Below are 18,162 nucleotides of genomic sequence, written 5' to 3' on the forward strand. Positions count from 1 at the left end.
CAGCCCGCATACGAAAATGCCGCCCGGCCCCACCGAACGGCATTGCGTGAAAGGCAACGTCTTCGCATGCGCAGCGTTCAGCGACGCGCGCCGCAAGACGAACGTCGTGTCATCCGCGCCAGTTGGCCTCATAGAAGCGGACGTAGCCGCTGCGCAGCGTCACGCACTGCGCGCGCGTCTCGGACAGCAGGCGTCGTGCAGCCGCCTCGATACGATCGCGGTGCTGGTCGAATGCACCGACCATGTCCTCGAAGCGCGGCGACGCCGCGCCGAAGTGATCTTCCAGCGCCTCGGCGGTGATCTGACATTGGACCCGCTCGCCATTGACCAACGCCGTGAACGCCAGCATCAGGTCGCGCCCCGAATACTCGGGCTTCTCGTTCGTGAAATGGATCTGCATGGGAGCCGCCTCGACCGGTAGAAAACGAATGACCGCGTCCGTCGTCCGCTACCGGCCGGACGAAGTGTACGCGGGCTCGCCGGCGGAGGCGCCGCCCGCGGGGATAGGCGCGGGCAATGCATGCCGGTTGATTTCCACTTTAGACGGTTTCGCGCAGGAGACAAATATTCCGCGTGCGTCGTTACGACGCGCATTTCATCAGATCAGCGCGGCATCCGGCACCGTTTCGGAAACCGGCGTCAGTGAGGGTCGTTCGGCCAGACATTGAGCGCGATGGCAGCCGTCGTGGCGCCCACCGCAATCGCGGCCGCCCCGTATCGCACCGCATCGGTCAGATCGAACAGCAGCCCGTGGATCGCCACGGCGATGCCGCCCAGCATGATGAAGGTGGCGATGGCCGCCAGCACGACTCTCAGTTCCGTCCGAACCATGATGCGTCTCCCGAACGGATGCATGTCGCGTCGCATGCATGTTGCAATGCGGAACACGGCGCGTGCGTGCTCCATTTCCATCATTGCAGGCGGGCATTTAAAAGCAAGGGGATTTTGTTCGCGGTCGCGCTTCGTACGCGGCGCTTGTATGATGATGCGTACCCGGATGGTTGCCGTTCGCACACCGATGGTGCGCCGCACGCGAAGGCGGGAATCCGTAGAGGATTTCGGTGCGGAGGCGTGCGCCGGATCGGCCGATTTCGAGGAGCATGGGGCCGGAGTGAGTGTTGAAATGCTCACCGGGCTCGACCGCGGAGCATGGGATCCGAGTAAGCGCTGAAGCGCTAACTCGGGTCGACCGCGAAGCATGGGACAGCAGCAAGCGCTAAAGCGCTAACTGCTGTCGACCGCGAAGCATGGGGTCCCAGTAAGCGCTGAAGCGCTAACTGGGACCGACAGGAGACAAGTCATGCCGCAACCCTTCGTGCTGCCCGCCACCGCGGGTCGCACCGACCTGCTCGCGCAGGCGCATGCGCGTTCGACCGCGGTCGGCCTGCGCGCGCACGAACGCCCGGATTTCTCGCCGCTGTCGCGCCTCGCGCTGCGTGAACTGCTCGACACGAATCACGCACTGTTCTCGCACGCGCGCCCGGTGATGGAGAACCTCCACGCGCAGATCGCCGACACGCAAAGCCTCGTGCTGCTGACCGACGCCGACGGCGTGATCCTGCACAGCATCGGCGACGCGGACTTCATCGAGAAAGCCAACCGCGTCGCACTGTGTACCGGCGTGTCGTGGGCGGAAGGCGCGCGCGGCACCAACGCGATCGGCACCGCGCTCGCATCGGGCCAGGCCGTCGCTGTGCATGGGTCCGAACACTTCCTGCGCGCCAACCACATCCTCACCTGCTCATGCGCGCCGATCTTCGATCCGTTCGGCCGCACGCTCGGCACGCTCGACGTCAGCGGTGACCCGCGCGGCTCGAGCCCGCATACGCTCGCGCTCGTGCGGATGTCCGCGCAATTGATCGAGAACCACCTGTTCGCGAACCAGTGCGCGGAAGCGTTGCGGCTGCGCTTTCATGCGCACGAGGAATGTGTCGATTCGCTGTTCGCCGGGCTCGTCGCCTTCGGACCCGACGGCGGGCTGATCGCCGCGAACCGCAGCGCACAATTCCAGCTCGGCGCATCGTTCGACGCACTGCAGCATCAGGCCAGCGACGCACTGTTCGGCATGCGCTTCGGCCAGCTCGCGCAGCAGGCAGCGCGCGCGCCGGGCGCGATGTTCCGCCTCACGCTGTCGACCGGCGTCCGCGTGCTGGCGCGCTGCGAATTCGCGGAAGCGCACAAGACCACCGTCGCCGTCACGCCGCCCGCGCCTGCCGCACGGGTGCGCACGCCGGACCCCGACACGATCACGTTCGCAACGCTCGACACCGGCGACGCGCGCATGGCCGCCGTGCTCGAACGCGTCGCGAAGATCCGCGGCCGCGACCTGCCGCTGCTGATCCTTGGCCAGACCGGCACCGGCAAGGAATGGCTCGCCCGTGCGCTGCACCACGCATCGCCGCGCGCGGACGGCCCGTTCGTCGCGGTCAACTGCGCGGCGCTGCCCGATTCGCTGATCGAGGCCGAGCTGTTCGGTTACGAGGACGGCGCATTCACCGGCGCACGCAAGCGCGGCAGCCCCGGCAAGATCGTGCAGGCCGACGGCGGCACGCTGTTTCTCGACGAAATCGGCGACATGCCGCTCGCGCAGCAAGTCAGGCTGATGCGCGTGCTGCAGGAACGCGCGGTGATGCCGCTCGGCGGTGCGCGCGCGGTGCCGGTCGACGTGCGGGTGGTCTGCGCGACGCACCGCGACCTGCGCGCGATGATCGCGGAAGGCACGTTCCGCGAAGACCTGTTCTACCGGATCAACGGGCTCGCGGTCACGCTGCCGGCGCTCGCCGCACGCACCGATCTGCCCGCGCTCGTCGAGCGGATTCTCGCGCGGCTCGCGCGCAGCGAACCGATGCCGCGCCGCATCGCGGCCGACGTGCTCGACGCGTTCGCGCGCCACCGCTGGCCCGGCAACCTGCGCCAGATGACCAACGTGCTGCGTACGGCCGGCATGCTCGCCGAAGACGAAGCGGAAATCACGCTCGCCCATTTGCCCGACGATTTCTGGCTCGATTGCGACGACGCACCGGCGCCTGCCACCGCAGCGCCGGCCGCATCGGCCGGCACGCACGAAGGCACGACGCTGCAAAGCCATCAGGCCGCGGTGATCGACGCCGTGCTCGCGCGACATGGCGGCAACGTATCGGCGGCCGCGCGCGAGCTCGGTCTCGCCCGCAATACCGTGTACCGGCACCTGCGCCGGCATTGACGCCAGCGGCCGGCCGACGCCGGCCGCCGGCACGTTCGGGTATGCTTGGCGCGTTGCCGCCGAACCGCCGCCCGCCCTGCCTTCGCCATGACCGACCCGGAACACCTGCCCCTCGTGCGCATCGAGCCGCTCGGCGCGACCTTCGATGCGCCCGATTCACTGACGCTGCTCGAAGCCGCCGCGTTCGCGCACGTATCGCTGCCGCGTTCGTGCCGCAACGGCACGTGCCGAAGCTGCCTTTGCCGGATCGTCAGCGGCAGCGTACGCTACACGATCGAATGGCCAGGGCTGAGCCGCGAGGAAAAGGCCGAAGGCTATACGCTGCCGTGCGTGGCCGTCGCGACGTCGGACCTCGTGCTCGACGTGCCCGACGCGGTCATGCTCGACTAGCCGCGGCGCGCTCGCGCGGGCCGTCCTGCAAAGGTTGATCCTGAGTGGAGAACGTCATGACCCAGCAAACCGATCGCATCGAAAAACAGGCCCAGCTCGACGCATCGCCCGACCGCGTGTGGGAAGCCGTCAGCAATTCCGGCGAATTCGGCCAGTGGTTCGGCGTCACGTTCGACGGCCCGTTCGCGGCCGGCCAGCCGCTGTTCGGCCGCATCACGCCGACCCGCGTCGACGACGACGTCGCCAAGGCGCAAGAGCCCTACGCGGGCACTGTGTTCGAAATCGTCGTCGACCGCGTCGAGCCGAAACAACTGTTCTCGTTTCGCTGGCATCCGTTCGCGATCGACCCGACCTTCGATTACTCGACCGAGCCGATGACGCTCGTCACGTTCACGCTCGCCGCACAGGCCGGCGGCACGCTGCTCACGGTCACCGAAACGGGCTTCGACCAGTTGATCGAAGCGCGCCGCGCGAAGGCGCGCGAGATGAACGACCAGGGCTGGGCCGCGCAGATGACACTGATCACGAAATACCTGGCGAAGCACGCGTAGCGCGCCGCCACGCCGCAGGTCCGTGCCGACATGCGCATCGACGTGCGTGGCATAATCCGCTCCATCGTCGCCTGTACGTCACCGCGCATCGCATGCTGAGTCGTCGCCTCCGGAAGATCGGCAGTCTGATCGGGATGCTCGCCATCCTGATGACGGCGCTCGCGCCGACGATCTCGCAGGCACTGGCGACGCAGCAGCGCGTCGATACGCTGCTGGCCGGTTACTGCACGGCCGCGCCGGCCACCGGCAAGCGCGCCGCCGATGCGGCGCAGAAGAGCCTGACGGCCCACCTCCAGGCATGCGGCTATTGCAGCCTGCTTGCTCACACACCCGCACTGCCCGCGCCCGAACTGACGTTCGCGGCCAACGTGCACGTCATTCAGCATCGCGAAGCGACCCGCTTCGACAGCCTGCGCCGCGCGCTGCCGCTCACGGCCGCGCAACCGCGCGCCCCTCCGTTCGCGTCCTGATTCGTCGTCAATGCCCGTGATGCCGTCAAGCATCGCGTGGCCCGCGCACGCCGCCGGCGTGTGCGACCTGTCACGTTTCGAAGGACGATCATGTGTCACCGTATTGCGCTCGGCGTCGTGCCGTGCGTGCGGCTGGCGACTTCCGGTTCGTACTGTCGCGCCGACATTCGCTCGCGGGCGAACGTCCGGCCGCGCACGTTCGCGCTGACGCCAGCCGCCCTCGGTGCTGCTGCGAGGGTACGCGTGCATCCGTCCGTCGAATCCGTGTTACGCCATCCGATTCGCCACTCGCACATTCGACCATGAATACCCCCTCTTTCGTTCGCGGCGCGCTTGCCGCCCTTGGCTTCGTCGCCATCCAGGCTGCCCACGCCCACGCGCTCCCGAAAACTCAGGAACCGGCTGCCAACGCCACGCTTTCGACCGCGCCGCACGCGGTCACGATCGGCTTCAGCGAAGCGCTCGAACCCGCATTCAGCTCGATCGCCGTCACCGACAGCCATGGGCAATCGGTCGTCGACGGGAAATCGTCCGTCGATGCAGGCAACCGAAAGCGCATGCAGGTCGCGCTGACCCATCTGACGGCCGGCACGTACACGGTCGCGTGGATCGCGGTGGCCAGCGACGGCCATCGCACGCACGGCCACTACGCGTTCGCGCTGAAATGATGCCCGCGATGCGCATCGGCGTTCCGTGCCAGCCGCGTCGCCCCATTTTTCACTGCATCTACCCATCAGGAGAACCAATCATGAAGCGCTCGATTCCGACCGGCCTGCTGTTCGCACTGCTGGCACTGCAAACCCCCGCCACGTTCGCCGCGCCGGCCGTGCAGGCAGAACACTGCTGGATCCGCGCGATGCCGGCAACCGTGCCGTCGTCCGGCTACTTCACGCTGAAGAACGACGGCGACGCGCCCATCACGCTGACCGGCCTCGACTCGCCGGCGTACGGGATGGCGATGCTGCATGAAACACAAACGAGCGGCAGCACCGCGAAGATGGTCCACGTCGGCGCCGTCGAAGTGCCCGCGCACGGCACGCTGACCTTCAAGCCGAAGAGCTATCACGTGATGCTCGAGCAACCGCGCCAGGCCGTCGCGCCCGGCGCGAAGGTGCCGTTCCGGCTGCATTTCGCGGACGGCTCGACGGTGTCCGTGACCTGCGACGCCAAGGCGCCGACCTACGCCGGCCAGTAACGTCCACCGCCCCCGATCGAAGGAGATGCACATGAAACATCGCCTGCCGCTGGCCGACCTGATCGTCCGCTACCGGACACCGCTGAACGTCGCCGTGATGATCGTCTGCGGGATATGGGCCGGGTGGATCGCGTGGATGACGCGCCCCGCCGGGATCGATACGCCGCCGTCGATCCCGGCGTACTGCATGCGCGACGCCAGCTGACGCACCGCGACGGCATGGTTCCGGCGCGAGCCTGCGCCCATTATTGGCGTGGCATCATCGGTTCATCCCGATCGCCGGAACCGCCTCTCGGAGCGCCGCATGTCCATTCAGACCTGGATGCTGTTTGCCGCAGCCTATCTCGCCACGACACTGTCGCCGGGGCCCAACGTGCTGCTCGTCATCCGCAACACGGTGCGCTACGGCACGCACGGCACGGCCGCGACGATCGCGGGCAACCTCGTCGCGCAAGGGGTGGTCGTGGTGCTCGTCGCGCTCGGCGTCGGCGCGGTGCTGGCCGCGATACCGCCGCTGTTCGTCGCGATGAAGGTGGTCGGCGCCGCGTACCTGATGTTCCTGGGTGTCCGGCAACTGCGCGGCGACCGCAAGGCCGCCGCTGCGACCGGGGCGGAGGAGATAGCCGCGCCCGACCGCGGGAAACTGTTCCGCGAAGCGCTGTTCGTGTCGGGCAGCAATCCGAAGACGATGATCTTCCTGTCGGCGTTCATGCCGCAGTTCATCGTGCACGACCGCCCGCTCGCGCTGCAGTTCGTCGTGATGTACGCGACGATCGCGTGCACGGTGGTGATCGTTCACAGCGTCTATTCGGCCGGCGTGCGCCGCTTCCATCGCGGCTTCGGCATGAGCCGCGCGGTGCGTGCGCTCAAGCGCGCCAGCGGGCTGCTGTTCGTCGGGCTGGGGATCAGGCTGCTGACCGCGCGTCAGGCGTAAGCCGACGCGCGCCCGTCAGCGCGTGTGTGCGGCCAGCTCGGCCGCGATCTCGCCGAACGACGGCCGCGCATCGACGTCTTCATTCAGGCAGGCCACCGCGAGCGCATCAAGCGCGCTCCTGCCGGCCCACGTGCGCGGTTCGCATCGCTCGAGCAACTCGCCAAGCAGATAGCCGAACGCCCGTACCTCGATCCGTTCGAACGCCGTAGCACGGGTGCGATCGTTCACATCGTAGAGCGATGCCGCGCCGAAATCCCCGAGCAGCGCACCGCCTTCGCCATCGTGCAGGATGTTGTGCGCGTACAGGTCGCCATGCATGATGCCGCGGGCATGCAGATGGCCCGCCACCGACGCGATGCCATGCGCGATCCGCACCGCCTCCACCGGCGTGAATTTCGCGTCGGCCGCATACACGTCGCGCGTGCAGGTCGCGAAGCTCGGCGGCCCGGCGAGGTTCGTGAGCGCGGGATCGACCAGTTCCATCACGAGGCCGTGCGTGCCGTCCGGATGCCCGCTCACCTTGCCGATCACCGGGATCATGCTCGGATGGCGGCCGGCGTGCAGGCACGCGGCCATTTCGCAATCGGGCAGGCCGTCGCTCGTCACCGCGCCCTTGAACAGCTTGACCGCGACCGCCCGTGGCGGATGCCCGTCCGCGCGCCACTGCGCGCGGTAAATGACGCCCGATGCACCCTCGCCCAGCTTCTGCTCGCAGGCCAGCGATGCCCAGTCGACGTTCGCGACCTCGGGCCCGGCCGACGCCGCGGCTTCCGGCGCGGCGCCGAACGGGTTGCCTGCGGTGGCGAGCCATGCGAGGCGCGGCAGGCGCAGCAGCCAGTCGGGCAGTGCGTCCAGCCGGTTCGCGGACAGACGAACCAGTTCGAGCGCGCGGCATCCGGCCATTTCCGCCGGCAGCGTGCGCAGCCGGTTGCCCGCGAGCATCAGCTTCTGCAGCCGCGAGCAATCGCCGATATCGGCCGGCAGTTCGTCGATGGCGTTGTCGGTGAGGATCAGCCAGCGCAGCGCGCGCGGCAGCGACCCGCTCGGCACCGTTTGAATCCGGTTCGCCTTGAAGCCGATCATGTCGAGCTGCCCGCACGCGCCGAGCACGTCGGGGAACGCGGTAAAGCGGTTGCCGGACGCGAACAGGATGCGCAGGCGGTGCAGCCGCGGCAGGTCGTCCGGCAGTGCGGACAGCGCATTGCCGGTCAGGTCGAGCACTTCGAGCGTGTCGGCCAGATCGAAGATCTCGCGCGGGAACTCCGTCAACCCGCATGCGAGCTTGAGTTGCCGTGCGCCGGCGAGCTGGCCGGCCTGCAGTTGTTCGAGGGTGTGTGTCACGCGGGGAAAACGGGTGGCGGTTGCGACGATCGTCGGGTCGATCGCCCGAATTCTACCGGGATCGCCTGCGTGCATTCACCGATCTTGTCACACCCCCTTCACAAACGCGCAACGTCGCGCTAGAATTGCGCCCCTTGCAGTGCCGACGTGGTGAAATTGGTAGACACGCTATCTTGAGGGGGTAGTGGCGAAAGCTGTGCGAGTTCGAGTCTCGCCGTCGGCACCAAATGCGGTTTCTCCGCATGCACCGCCATTCCGGAAACCCGCGACAGCACGACGCTTCGCGGGTTTTTTGTTTTTTGATGGTCGGCCGCGGCAGGTAGTCGCCGGCAAAAGTGCGGGCCGTCGCGTCCATCCCTGTCGATCAGACGGCGCCCGGCCTCAGTCGAAGACTGTTCAGGAACGCCTCCCACACTTGCAGCGCGCCAGCTTCATCCACGGGCGACGTTGCTTCATCCCGCGACAAATCGGGCGTCCTTGCGCCGAGTATCAACTGAATGGCGGTATGGGGTTTCGCCAGCGTAGCCGGATCGCCTGGTGCGAGCAGGTAGAAGCGATACGAAGTGATGTCGCCTTCGTTCAGTTCGAACAGCACTTCTTCGGCGTCCATTCCCGCGACGGTGCGCTTGCCTTTCCGCACGATTCGGTAGCTTCCGTTCGACAGCCGGTTAAGTTGTGACCGCAGTTCGGGCAACGTCTTGGTCAGCGATGATTTCTGATCCACGTCCACAGCATCGCGCATCTGGATCACCAGCAGCGCCGGACGCCCCGGCATCAGCGCAAACGACTGAGACACTTCCTCTGTAGAAGTCGACGAACCCGTGGCAATCCCGCCGTCAAAGCAGAATCCGGATTCGGTCGGCACCGACCAGTTATCACGTGCCTTGATCCGGCGATAGATGCCGTTGTAGATCTCTTCTGCCCGATCAATTGCCGCCGACCCGATACTGCCGGTTGTATGAAATAGCGTTTTATTTTCGTAGATATACCCTTCAGTATCGAAAGGTAGTTTGGCAGCCTTTGCAATCCCTTCTTGATAGACAAAAACTGCTGAAGTGCTTGTCGGAGAAAGCGTCTTCTCAAGCCAAGCAGGCCCTGCGCTATCGTTCGGGTTTGCAGGATCAAAGCGGCGCTTGGTGCGATACTCCCTTTCCAACCCGTCAACCTTGGCTTGATAGATAGCACGCGTTACGTTGTATTGCGTCTCCAGTTTCTCGCCTTGAAACTCGTACCGCTCATTCGTGATGACGCTTGCCGCTGGCCGGTCGAACACGAAGCGGCCGACGCACCACGGACGCAGGTTGGACAACACCGGATTGGTGACCGTCAACTCCTCGGCGAACGCGATCGAGCAGGCATAGATGCTCGCCGCCAAAAACAGAAATCGTCCCACTCGTGTCAGCATGTTGGTTCCGGTGCGTCGATTGTGATTTGCACGATACTGTAGAGCAACGCACAGACACGGGCATCGACAACCGTCGATTAATGCGTCATCGCGGCGGCCGCGCGCATCACAACAACGGCAGCGTGAGCCGGATGTGCTCGGCGAACGCCGCCGTCAGATGCGATGGCCGCTTGCGATCGAACTTCAGCGCAATGCCCACGGCCGGCAACGGCGGCAGGCGCGGATCGCCGGTGACGATCGCCAGATCCGCCGGCACCGCCGTCTGCGTCATCACCGCGAACGCCTGCCCCGAACGCACGAGCGCGATCAGCCCCGCGAGACTGCTGCTCGCATACGCGACGCGGTAATCGCGGCCCGCACGATCCAGCACCTCGCAGGCCGCGACGTGGTCGAGCGTGTCGCGATCGGACAGCGCCAGCGGCAACGGATCGAAATGTGCAGGCTCCAGCCCCGGATAGCCGATCCAGACCAGCTGCTCGCGGCGAATGATGTCGTCGTTCGCGCCGTCGTCCGGCAATGAAATCATCGCCAGATCGACTGCGCGTTTGTCCAGCTGCTCGATGAGCCGCGGCGTCGGCCCGCACACGACCTCGACGATCGCCTGCGGATGCTGGCTCGAAAACTGCCGCAGCAACGGCGGCAGCCAGACCTCCGCGTAATCGTCCGGGCAGCCGAAGCGGATCGTCCCCGACAACCCCGTGCCGCACAGGTCGGCCATCGCCTCGTCGTGCAGCCGCAGGATGCGCTGCGCGTGCACCAGCAGCCGCTCGCCCGGATGGGTCAGCACCACGCCGCGCCCGGTACGCTGGAACAGCGGCTGGTCGACGGCCTCCTCGAGCCGCTTCATCTGCTGGCTGAGCGCGGACTGGGTCCGGCCGACGCGCGCGGCCGCGCGGCTCAGCGCGCGCATCTCGGCGATCACGACGAACGAGCGCAGCAGGTCGATTTCGAGCGAAAGTCCCAAGGTATTAGCTCCTTTTCTACCTTGCATTAGAACTATTCGTTTCCATCAAACCAGACGCGCGCCTAGACTGCAAGCGCCCCCCGCCCCTTCCTGGAGACGCCCGATGTCCCTCAACGACGACCCGACCTTCTGGCGCAACGCCAGGCAGCACCTGGTCCGCTACGGCGGCACGTTCGAGCCGATGATCATCGAGCGCGCGACAGGCAGCTTCGTGTACGACGCTGACGGCCGCGCGATCCTCGATTTCACGTCGGGCCAGATGAGCGCGGTGCTCGGCCACAGCCATCCGGAGATCGTGTCCGTGATCGGCGAATACGCGGGCAAGCTCGACCACCTGTTCAGCGGGATGCTGTCGCGGCCGGTCGTCGACCTCGCGACGCGCCTCGCCGACGTCACGCCCGCCGGGCTCGATCGCGCGCTGTTGCTCAGCACCGGCGCGGAATCGAACGAAGCGGCGATCAGGATGGCGAAGCTCGTCACCGGCAAGTACGAGATCGTCGGCTTCGCGCAATCGTGGCACGGGATGACCGGCGCGGCCGCGTCGGCCACGTACAGCGCCGGCCGCAAGGGCGTCGGCCCGGCCGCCGTCGGCTCGTTCGCGATTCCGGCACCGTTCACGTACCGGCCGCGCTTCGAGCGCAATGGCGGCTACGACTATCTGGCCGAACTCGACTACGCGTTCGACCTGATCGATCGCCAGTCGAGCGGCAACCTCGCGGCGTTCATTGCGGAGCCGATCCTCAGCTCGGGCGGGATCATCGAACTGCCGGAAGGCTACATGGCGGCGCTCAAGCGCAAGTGCGAGGAACGCGGGATGCTGCTGATCCTCGACGAGGCGCAGACCGGCGTAGGCCGCACCGGCACGATGTTCGCGTGCCAGCGCGACGGCGTGACGCCCGACATCCTGACGCTGTCGAAGACGCTCGGCGCCGGGCTGCCGCTCGCGGCGATGGTGACGTCCGCGGCAATCGAGGAACGCGCGCACGAACTCGGTTACCTGTTCTACACGACGCACGTGTCGGACCCGCTGCCGGCGGCCGTCGGCCTGCGCGTGCTGGACGTCGTGCAGCGCGACGGGCTCGTCGAGCGGGCAAACGTGATGGGCGACCGGCTCCGGCGCGGCCTGCTCGACCTGATGGAACGCTTCGACTGCATCGGCGACGTGCGCGGGCGCGGGCTGCTGCTCGGCGTCGAGATCGTCAAGGATCGCCGGACGAAGGAACCGGCGGACGGGCTCGGCGCGAAGATCACGCGCGAATGCATGAAGCTCGGGCTCAGCATGAACATCGTGCAGTTGCCGGGCATGGGCGGCGTGTTCCGGATCGCGCCGCCGCTGACCGTCAGCGAAGCGGAAATCGATCTCGGGTTGTCGTTGCTCGAGCAGGCGATCCGGCGCACGCTGTAACGAAACGCCGCGCGCGTGGCATCGCGCCGCCGGCCCGTTGCAGGCCGGTGTCATCCAGCATCACCCAGGCGCCGGTCGCCGGCAATCAACGGCTCGCGCGCGCCGACGAGCCTCGGGCCGCCTCAGCCCGCTTCCGCCGCCCACGCGACGGCATCGGCGCCGGCCGGAATGCGCATCGGGCTCGACGGATCGGTCGCCGCGCGCCATACCGCTTCGGCGACGTCCTGCGCGTGGGTGACCGGCGCGGATTCGTCGACGATGCGCGCAAAGACCGCCGCGGCAAATTCCGCATAAGCCTCGTGCTCGAAGCCGTGCATGTGCGCGCGCGCGTTGTCGGCGAAACGCGTGTCGGGCGCACGCCCCGGCAGCACGAGATGCGCACGCACGCCGAACGGCGCGAGTTCGAGCGCCATCGATTCGGTGTACGCATTGACCGCCGCCTTGCTGGCGCGATAGGCGGCGAGCAGCGGCAGCACCTTCAGCGTGACGCTCGACGTGACGTTCACGACGACGCCGGCCCCACGCCGGCGCAACTGCGGCAGCACGGCTTCCGTCACCGCGATCGTGCCGATCGTGTTGGTCTCGAACAGCGCGCGCACGGTGTCGATCGGCATCAGTTCGGCCGGTGCGGCCGCGCCGAAGCCCGCATTGTTGACGAGCACGTCGATCGGGCCTGTGGCGTCGATCGCCGCGCGGATGCTGTCGGGGTTCGTGACATCGAGCGCCAGCACGCGCAGGTTCGGCGACGGCGGCAACACGTCCTCGCGCGGCGTACGCATCGTCGCGACGACCTGCCAGTCGCGGGCCAGGAAATAACGGGCGATCTCGAGGCCGAAGCCGGAGGAACAGCCGGTGATCAATACGGTCTTCATGCGAACTCACTCCTGTGACGTGTTGAGCATGTGTTCGTACGATAGATGGCCGGATCCGTATTCGCTACAATCTAAAATCCGATTTTCATTTGCGAGAGTCCGGCGATGATCGATCCGTTGGCCGAGGTCGTGACGCTGCTGCAGCCGAGCACCCGGTATTCCAAGCTGGTTCACGGCGCGAGCCCCTGGCGCATCAGCCGGACGGTCGCCGGCGAGCCGTTCTATTGCGTGGTCCTGGATGGCGGGTGCCGGGTCGCGATCGACGGACATCCGCCGATCGCGCTGCTGCCCGGCGATTTCGTGTTGATTCCGGCTGCCTACGGCGTCTCGATATCCAGCTTCGAACTGCCGCCGCCGGGTGTCGAAACGGCCACCCCGGTCGTGCTCGACAACGGCGAATACCGGATCGGCGACGCGGACCGCCCGGTCGACACGCGCATGATGGCCGGCCATTGCAGCTTCAGTTCGCCCGACGCTGCGCTGCTGGTGTCGCTGCTGCCGCAATACGTGCACGTGCGCGGCGAGCCGCGCCTGACCACGCTCGTGCAACTGGTGCGGGACGAATCGCGTGCGCAGCGGCCCGCGCGCGAACTCGTGCTGTCGCGTCTCGTGGAAGTGCTGCTGATCGAGGCATTGCGATTCTCGGCCGGCACGGATGCGTCGCCCGGCCTCGTGCGCGGGCTCGCCGACAGCCGGCTGGCCGCCGCGCTCCGTCGGATGCACGAACGCCCCGCGCATCCGTGGACGATCGTCGAGCTGGCGAAGGAAGCGGCGCTGTCGCGCTCGACCTTCTTCGAACGCTTCAGCCGCGCGGTCGGCGTCGCGCCGATGGAATACCTGCTCACATGGCGCATGGCGCTCGCGAAAAACCTGCTCCGTCGCGACGAGGGCCGCATCGCGGAGATCGCCGGGCGCGTCGGCTACAGTTCCGCGAGCACCTTCAGCGTCGCGTTCACGCGCCACGTCGGCCGGCCGCCCGCGCAATATGCGCGCGACGAACGCGCAGCGAGCGACGAATGACCCGCGTCCGCCATCGCCCTCCCGCGACCTGCGGTCACGCTCCGTCACGCGACGGCAACGCACGAGGCACTCGATGACGACAACGGCAAAGGACGCCGGCGCACTCGACCACTGGCTCGTCGCGCGGCGCGATGCGGAAACCGGCATCGAAAGCCTGCATGCGCATTTCAACGGCCATGCCTACGATGCGCACGATCACGACGACATGCTGGTCGGTTTCACCGAACAGGGCGTCCAGCAATTCCAGTGCCACCGGTCGGTGCATACGAGCGTGCCGGGCCGCGCGATCCTGATCGAACCGGGCGCGCTGCACGACGGCCACGCGCCCGAAGCGGGCGGCTTCACCTACGGGATGCTGTACCTGCCGCAAGCGTGGGTCGAGCGCGCCGCGCGCCGGCTGGACCTGCCGGGCCTCGGCGGCGTCGAGGCGTCGTTCGGCCATACGCTCGTCGACGATCGCGGCCTCGTCGACGCGATCCGCCAGGCGTTTCTCGCGATCCACGGCAACGAAGGCAAGCTCGCGCGCGACCAGACGCTCGACCGCCTGCTGATCCGGCTCGGCGGTGAACTGCGCGGCCCGCTCGTGCTGGAAAGCGCCGTCGTGCCGCCCGCGATCGCACGCGTGCGCGATCTGCTGCATGAACACATGGACGGCAACATCGGGCTCGACGAACTCGCGCATGTCGCCGGGATCGACCGGTTCCGGCTGACGCGGCTGTTCCAGCGTGCGTTCGGCACGTCGCCGCACGCGTACCTGGTGCGCTTGCGGCTGCGTGTCGCGCGCCGGCTGCTGGCGGCCGGCCGCACTCCCGCGCAGGCGGCCGCGGACGTCGGCTTCGCCGACCAGAGCCACCTGGGCCGCTGGTTCCGCCGCGCGTACCGGATCACGCCAGCCGCTTACCGGCAACTCTGCACAAACGTTCCAGACTGATCGCGCGCGGCAGCCGATCATGGGCGCCTCTACAAGGAGCACTCATGTTCGATACCAAGGTAGCGCTGATCGTGCGCGACGATCTCGCGGCGTGGCAAAAACTCAATGTCGTCGCGTTTCTCGCGACGGGCGTCGCGGCCGAAGCACCCGAAGCGCTCGGCGAGCCTTACGAGGATGCGGCGGGACGCCGCTACGGCCGCATGCTGGGCCAGCCGATGCTGGTGTTCTCGGCCGACCTGAATGGCCTGCAGGCTGCGCACCGGCAGGCGCTGTCGCGCGAACTCACGATCGTGCCCTACGTGCACGCGATGTTTTCGACCGGGCACGACGCGGCCAACCGCGACGTGTTTCGGGCCGGCGATGCGGAGAATCTCGACTTCGTCGGGCTGGCGCTGCGCGGGCCGAAGAAGGCGGTCGACAAGGCGGTGAAGGGGTTGGCGTTGCATGCGTGATGCCCCGTCGAGGCGTGTATCGCGAATGGCCTCGCGGTCGGCCTCATCGAACACGATCGCGTGTCCGGCAACCTGACGAGCCACGTCGCCGGGATCGTGCTGCCCGATCTCCCGCCGCACCTGATCACCATCCTGACGGACGACAGCAATCGCGCCGCGCTGCATCTGCGCGACGTTCTGAAAAGCACGTTCAGGATCGGATGAAGACAAGGCCGGGAACCGGCCTTGCATGAGAAAGCAAAACGGGAAGCGCCGCCGGCCCGTTGCAGGCCGGCGGCGTTCGGCATCAACCGCCGAGGTAGGCCTGCTTGATGCGATCGTTCGCGAGCAGGTTCGCGCCCGTATCGGCGAGCACCACGCGCCCCGTTTCGAGCACATAGCCGCGATCGGCCACGCCCAGCGCCTTGTTCGCGTTCTGCTCGACGAGGAACACCGTGACGCCTTCGTCGCGAATCGTGCGGATGATGTCGAAGATCTGCGCGATCACGAGCGGCGCGAGGCCGAGCGTCGGCTCGTCGAGCAGCAGCAGGCGCGGCTTGCTCATCAGCGCGCGGCCGATCGCCAGCATCTGCTGTTCGCCGCCCGACATCGTGCCGGCCCGCTGCGTCGCCCGTTCCTTCAGGCGCGGAAACAGCTTGAACACGTGCTCGATGCCGTCGTCGATCTCGTGGCGGCTCGCGAAGAAGCCGCCCATCTTCAGGTTCTCGAGCACCGTCAGGCTCGGGAACACGCGCCGCCCTTCCGGCGAGATCGCCATCCCCTGCCGCATGATCTGGTGCGTCGACATCGCGGTGATGTCCTTGCCCTCGAACAGCACGCGGCCCGACGACGCGCGCGGCGTGCCGCACACGGTCATCATCAGCGTCGTCTTGCCGGCGCCGTTGCTGCCGATCAGCGTGACGATCTCGCCCTTGTTCACCTCGATCGACACGCCCGCGAGCGCCTCGACCGCGCCGTAGTGCGTATGGACCTGTTCCAGCTTCAGCATCACTCTTCCCCCAGATACGCCTTGATCACGCGCGGGTCGTTGCGGACCGCTTCCGGCGTGCCGATCACGATCGGCCGGCCATGCTCCATCACGAGGATGCGGTCGGACACGCCCATCACGAGGCTCATGTCGTGTTCGATCAGCAGCACCGATACGCCGAACTCGCGGCGCAGCTTGTCGATCAGGTGCTGCAGCTCGATCTTCTCCTGCGGGTTGAGGCCGGCCGCCGGCTCGTCGAGCATCAGGAGGCGCGGCTCGGTGATCATGCAGCGCGCGATCTCCAGACGCCGCTGGTGCCCGTACGACAGCGTGCCCGCCGGCCGGTTGGCGACCGATGTCAGCCCCATCCGGTCGAGCCACACGGCCGCGCGTTCGAGCGCTTCCTGCTCGGCACGGCGATACGCGGGCGTCGAGAACAGGCCGGGCAGCAGCCCCGCCTTCACCTTGCGGTGCTGCGCGACGAGCAGGTTCTCGACGACGGTCAGCGACTTGAACAGGCGGATGTTCTGGAACGTCCGCACGAGGCCCTTCAACGCGATCTTGTGGCTCGGCAGCCCGCCAATCGCGTGGCCGTCGAGCACGACGTCGCCGCCGGTCGGCTTGTAGAAGCCGCCGACGCAGTTGAACACCGTGGTCTTGCCCGCGCCGTTCGGCCCTATGATCGCGAACACCTCGTCGCGACGCACGTCGAAATCGATCCCGTCCACCGCGAGCAACCCGCCGAAGCGCATCTGCAGCCCGGCGACCTTCAACAGCTCCGTATTCGCGCTCATTGCGGCAGCTCCACGTGGGGACGGCTCGCGGGCAGCAGGCCCTGCGGACGCCACATCATCATCAACACCATCACGAGACCGAAGATCAGCATCCGGTACTCGGCGAAGCCGCGCGCGACTTCCGGCAGCACGGTCAGCAGGATCGCCGCGAGAATCACGCCGAGCTGCGAGCCCATCCCGCCGAGCACGACGATCGCGAGGATCAGCGCCGATTCGATGAAGGTGAACGATTCAGGATTCACGAGGCCCTGGCGCGCCGCGAAGAACGCGCCGCCGATACCGGCGAACGCCGCACCGAGCGTGAACGCCGACAGCTTGATGCGCGTCGGGTTCAGGCCCAGCGAACGGCACGCGATCTCGTCGTCGCGCAGCGCTTCCCACGCACGACCCATCGGCATGCGGATCAGGCGGCTCGTCACGAACAGCGTGAAGCCGACCAGCACGAGCGCGAGCAGGTACAGGAAGATCACCACATGGTCGCCGCTGTATTCCAGCCCGATCAGTTCATGGAAGGTCTTCGCGCCTTCAACGCTCGCGCTACGCGCCATCTCGTAGCCGAACACGGTCGGCTTCGGGATGCCCGAGATGCCGTCCGGGCCGCCCGTCAGGCTCGTCAGGTTGTTCGCGAGCAGGCGGATGATTTCGCCGAAGCCGAGCGTGACGATCGCGAGATAGTCGCCGCGCAGCCGCAGCACCGGGAAGCCGAGCAGGAAGCCGAACGTCGCGGCCGCGATCGCGGCGAGCGGCAGGCATTCCCAGAACGACAGCCCGAAGTACTGGTTCAGCATCGCGTACGTATAGCCGCCGACCGCGTAGAACCCGACATAGCCGAGATCCAGCAGCCCCGCGAAACCGACCACGATGTTCAGCCCGAGGCCGAGGATCACGTAGATCAGCGCGAGCGTCGCGACGTCCACCGCGCCGCGCGAGCCGAAGAACGGCCACACGAGCCCGACCGCGAGCAGCACCCAGACGATCACGCGCTGCTGCTGCGCACCCATCGCGGGCAGCGCCGGCAGCTTCACCGACGATTTCGCGCGCACGAGCCACGGCTTGAACAGCTGGAACAGGAACACGCCCGCGACCGCGATCCACACCGGCCGCCAGTGCGGCGTGAGCACCACCTGGTAGCCTTCGAGCTTCAGCTGCAGCCCGAGCACCGGAATCGTGAGGATCGCCGTCAGGAACGCGGCGGCCACGGCATTTTTCAGCGCCTGGCCGATCGAAGCGTCGGCGGCCGGGCGGCGAACGGAAATGACTTGACTCATC

Annotated in this window: 21 protein-coding genes, 1 tRNA gene and 1 pseudogene; 14 read left to right on the forward strand and 9 right to left on the reverse strand. The window is 67.2% G+C overall.

Translation table 11 applies throughout. The annotated features are described in order from the left end of the window. Window positions 1-109: 109 nt before the first annotated feature. On the reverse strand, window positions 110-400 hold the full coding sequence (locus tag LGM89_RS03615; RefSeq protein ID WP_039366385.1) for a DUF1488 domain-containing protein: 291 nt from the start codon (window positions 398-400) through the stop codon (window positions 110-112). Between the two features lie 239 nt (window positions 401-639). Continuing rightward, a complete protein-coding gene (locus LGM89_RS03620; RefSeq protein ID WP_264163869.1) occupies window positions 640-915 on the reverse strand; it encodes a DUF2964 domain-containing protein in 276 nt (91 codons plus the stop codon). A 385-nt stretch (window positions 916-1,300) separates the two neighbouring features. On the opposite strand from LGM89_RS03620, the gene LGM89_RS03625 reads away from it, so the two are divergent. From LGM89_RS03625 to LGM89_RS03660, 8 genes are all read left to right on the forward strand, one after another. Beyond that, complete coding sequence (locus LGM89_RS03625; RefSeq protein WP_226272309.1) at window positions 1,301-3,202, forward strand: sigma-54-dependent Fis family transcriptional regulator; 1,902 nt, start codon at window positions 1,301-1,303, stop codon at window positions 3,200-3,202. An 87-nt stretch (window positions 3,203-3,289) separates the two neighbouring features. Continuing rightward, the gene (locus LGM89_RS03630) at window positions 3,290-3,592 is read left to right on the forward strand and encodes a 2Fe-2S iron-sulfur cluster-binding protein (RefSeq protein ID WP_089496417.1); all 303 of its coding nucleotides are present in this window, start codon (window positions 3,290-3,292) and stop codon (window positions 3,590-3,592) included. Between the two features lie 56 nt (window positions 3,593-3,648). Further along, on the forward strand, window positions 3,649-4,143 hold the full coding sequence (locus tag LGM89_RS03635; protein ID WP_089496416.1) for an SRPBCC family protein: 495 nt from the start codon (window positions 3,649-3,651) through the stop codon (window positions 4,141-4,143). A 92-nt stretch (window positions 4,144-4,235) separates the two neighbouring features. Further along, window positions 4,236-4,613 carry a DUF2946 domain-containing protein gene (locus LGM89_RS03640; RefSeq protein ID WP_226202378.1) on the forward strand — a complete coding sequence of 126 codons (378 nt, stop codon included), beginning with the start codon at window positions 4,236-4,238 and terminating at the stop codon, window positions 4,611-4,613. 302 nt (window positions 4,614-4,915) lie between these two features. Then, window positions 4,916-5,281: a copper homeostasis periplasmic binding protein CopC gene (gene copC, locus LGM89_RS03645; RefSeq protein ID WP_226202376.1), complete on the forward strand. Its 366-nt coding sequence runs from the start codon at window positions 4,916-4,918 to the stop codon at window positions 5,279-5,281. 80 nt (window positions 5,282-5,361) lie between these two features. Further along, entirely contained in the window at window positions 5,362-5,808 is a 447-nt protein-coding gene (locus tag LGM89_RS03650; RefSeq protein ID WP_089496412.1) for a copper chaperone PCu(A)C, read from the forward strand. Window positions 5,809-5,839: 31 nt separating this feature from the next. Then, a complete protein-coding gene (locus LGM89_RS03655; protein WP_226272310.1) occupies window positions 5,840-6,013 on the forward strand; it encodes a hypothetical protein in 174 nt (57 codons plus the stop codon). A 99-nt stretch (window positions 6,014-6,112) separates the two neighbouring features. After that, window positions 6,113-6,742, forward strand: coding sequence for a LysE family translocator (locus LGM89_RS03660; protein WP_226272311.1), 630 nt, complete (start codon window positions 6,113-6,115; stop codon window positions 6,740-6,742). Window positions 6,743-6,757: 15 nt separating this feature from the next. Here the strand turns inward: LGM89_RS03660 and LGM89_RS03665 are convergent, their stop codons facing one another. Further along, the gene (locus LGM89_RS03665; protein WP_226272312.1) at window positions 6,758-8,083 is read right to left on the reverse strand and encodes a leucine-rich repeat-containing protein kinase family protein; all 1,326 of its coding nucleotides are present in this window, start codon (window positions 8,081-8,083) and stop codon (window positions 6,758-6,760) included. Window positions 8,084-8,224: 141 nt separating this feature from the next. Between LGM89_RS03665 and LGM89_RS03670 the strand changes: the two genes are divergently transcribed. Next, window positions 8,225-8,309: transfer RNA gene (locus LGM89_RS03670), tRNA-Leu, on the forward strand. A 138-nt stretch (window positions 8,310-8,447) separates the two neighbouring features. Here the strand turns inward: LGM89_RS03670 and LGM89_RS03675 are convergent. Next, window positions 8,448-9,488, reverse strand: coding sequence for a T6SS immunity protein Tli4 family protein (locus tag LGM89_RS03675; protein ID WP_226272313.1), 1,041 nt, complete (start codon window positions 9,486-9,488; stop codon window positions 8,448-8,450). Window positions 9,489-9,594: 106 nt separating this feature from the next. Then, window positions 9,595-10,479, reverse strand: coding sequence for a LysR family transcriptional regulator (locus tag LGM89_RS03680; RefSeq protein ID WP_179254877.1), 885 nt, complete (start codon window positions 10,477-10,479; stop codon window positions 9,595-9,597). A 76-nt stretch (window positions 10,480-10,555) separates the two neighbouring features. On the opposite strand from LGM89_RS03680, the gene LGM89_RS03685 reads away from it, so the two are divergent. Further along, complete coding sequence (locus LGM89_RS03685) at window positions 10,556-11,857, forward strand: aspartate aminotransferase family protein (RefSeq protein ID WP_226272314.1); 1,302 nt, start codon at window positions 10,556-10,558, stop codon at window positions 11,855-11,857. Between the two features lie 122 nt (window positions 11,858-11,979). Here LGM89_RS03685 and LGM89_RS03690 read toward each other — a convergent pair whose 3' ends face one another. Then, window positions 11,980-12,729 (reverse strand): SDR family oxidoreductase, encoded by a 750-nt coding sequence (locus LGM89_RS03690; protein WP_226272315.1) that lies wholly within the window; start codon window positions 12,727-12,729, stop codon window positions 11,980-11,982. 105 nt (window positions 12,730-12,834) lie between these two features. On the opposite strand from LGM89_RS03690, the gene LGM89_RS03695 reads away from it, so the two are divergent. The 4 genes and pseudogenes from LGM89_RS03695 to LGM89_RS03710 form a co-directional block, all read left to right on the forward strand. Further along, window positions 12,835-13,749: an AraC family transcriptional regulator gene (locus tag LGM89_RS03695; protein WP_089496405.1), complete on the forward strand. Its 915-nt coding sequence runs from the start codon at window positions 12,835-12,837 to the stop codon at window positions 13,747-13,749. Between the two features lie 73 nt (window positions 13,750-13,822). Then, window positions 13,823-14,680 (forward strand): AraC family transcriptional regulator, encoded by an 858-nt coding sequence (locus LGM89_RS03700; protein ID WP_089496404.1) that lies wholly within the window; start codon window positions 13,823-13,825, stop codon window positions 14,678-14,680. 44 nt (window positions 14,681-14,724) lie between these two features. Beyond that, window positions 14,725-15,132: a DUF2000 family protein gene (locus LGM89_RS03705; RefSeq protein WP_089475386.1), complete on the forward strand. Its 408-nt coding sequence runs from the start codon at window positions 14,725-14,727 to the stop codon at window positions 15,130-15,132. A 6-nt stretch (window positions 15,133-15,138) separates the two neighbouring features. Beyond that, window positions 15,139-15,336, forward strand: a pseudogene (locus LGM89_RS03710) (LysR family transcriptional regulator); the annotation flags it as partial. A gap of 82 nt (window positions 15,337-15,418) precedes the next feature. Here LGM89_RS03710 and LGM89_RS03715 read toward each other — a convergent pair. From LGM89_RS03715 to LGM89_RS03725, 3 genes are read right to left on the reverse strand one after another with little or no spacing between them, the layout of a single operon-like run. After that, window positions 15,419-16,120: an ABC transporter ATP-binding protein gene (locus LGM89_RS03715; protein WP_039366289.1), complete on the reverse strand. Its 702-nt coding sequence runs from the start codon at window positions 16,118-16,120 to the stop codon at window positions 15,419-15,421. Next, window positions 16,120-16,893, reverse strand: a complete 774-nt coding sequence (gene livG, locus LGM89_RS03720; RefSeq protein ID WP_089496403.1) for a high-affinity branched-chain amino acid ABC transporter ATP-binding protein LivG — start codon at window positions 16,891-16,893, stop codon at window positions 16,120-16,122. The genes LGM89_RS03715 and livG overlap by 1 nt, the downstream gene beginning before the upstream one ends. Beyond that, window positions 16,890-18,161, reverse strand: coding sequence for a high-affinity branched-chain amino acid ABC transporter permease LivM (locus tag LGM89_RS03725; protein ID WP_089433085.1), 1,272 nt, complete (start codon window positions 18,159-18,161; stop codon window positions 16,890-16,892). The genes livG and LGM89_RS03725 overlap by 4 nt, the downstream gene beginning before the upstream one ends. Between the last annotated feature and the right edge of the window lies 1 nt (window position 18,162).

The sequence above is a fragment of the Burkholderia sp. AU31624 genome (genome assembly GCF_020420065.1).
Taxonomy (GTDB): domain Bacteria; phylum Pseudomonadota; class Gammaproteobacteria; order Burkholderiales; family Burkholderiaceae; genus Burkholderia.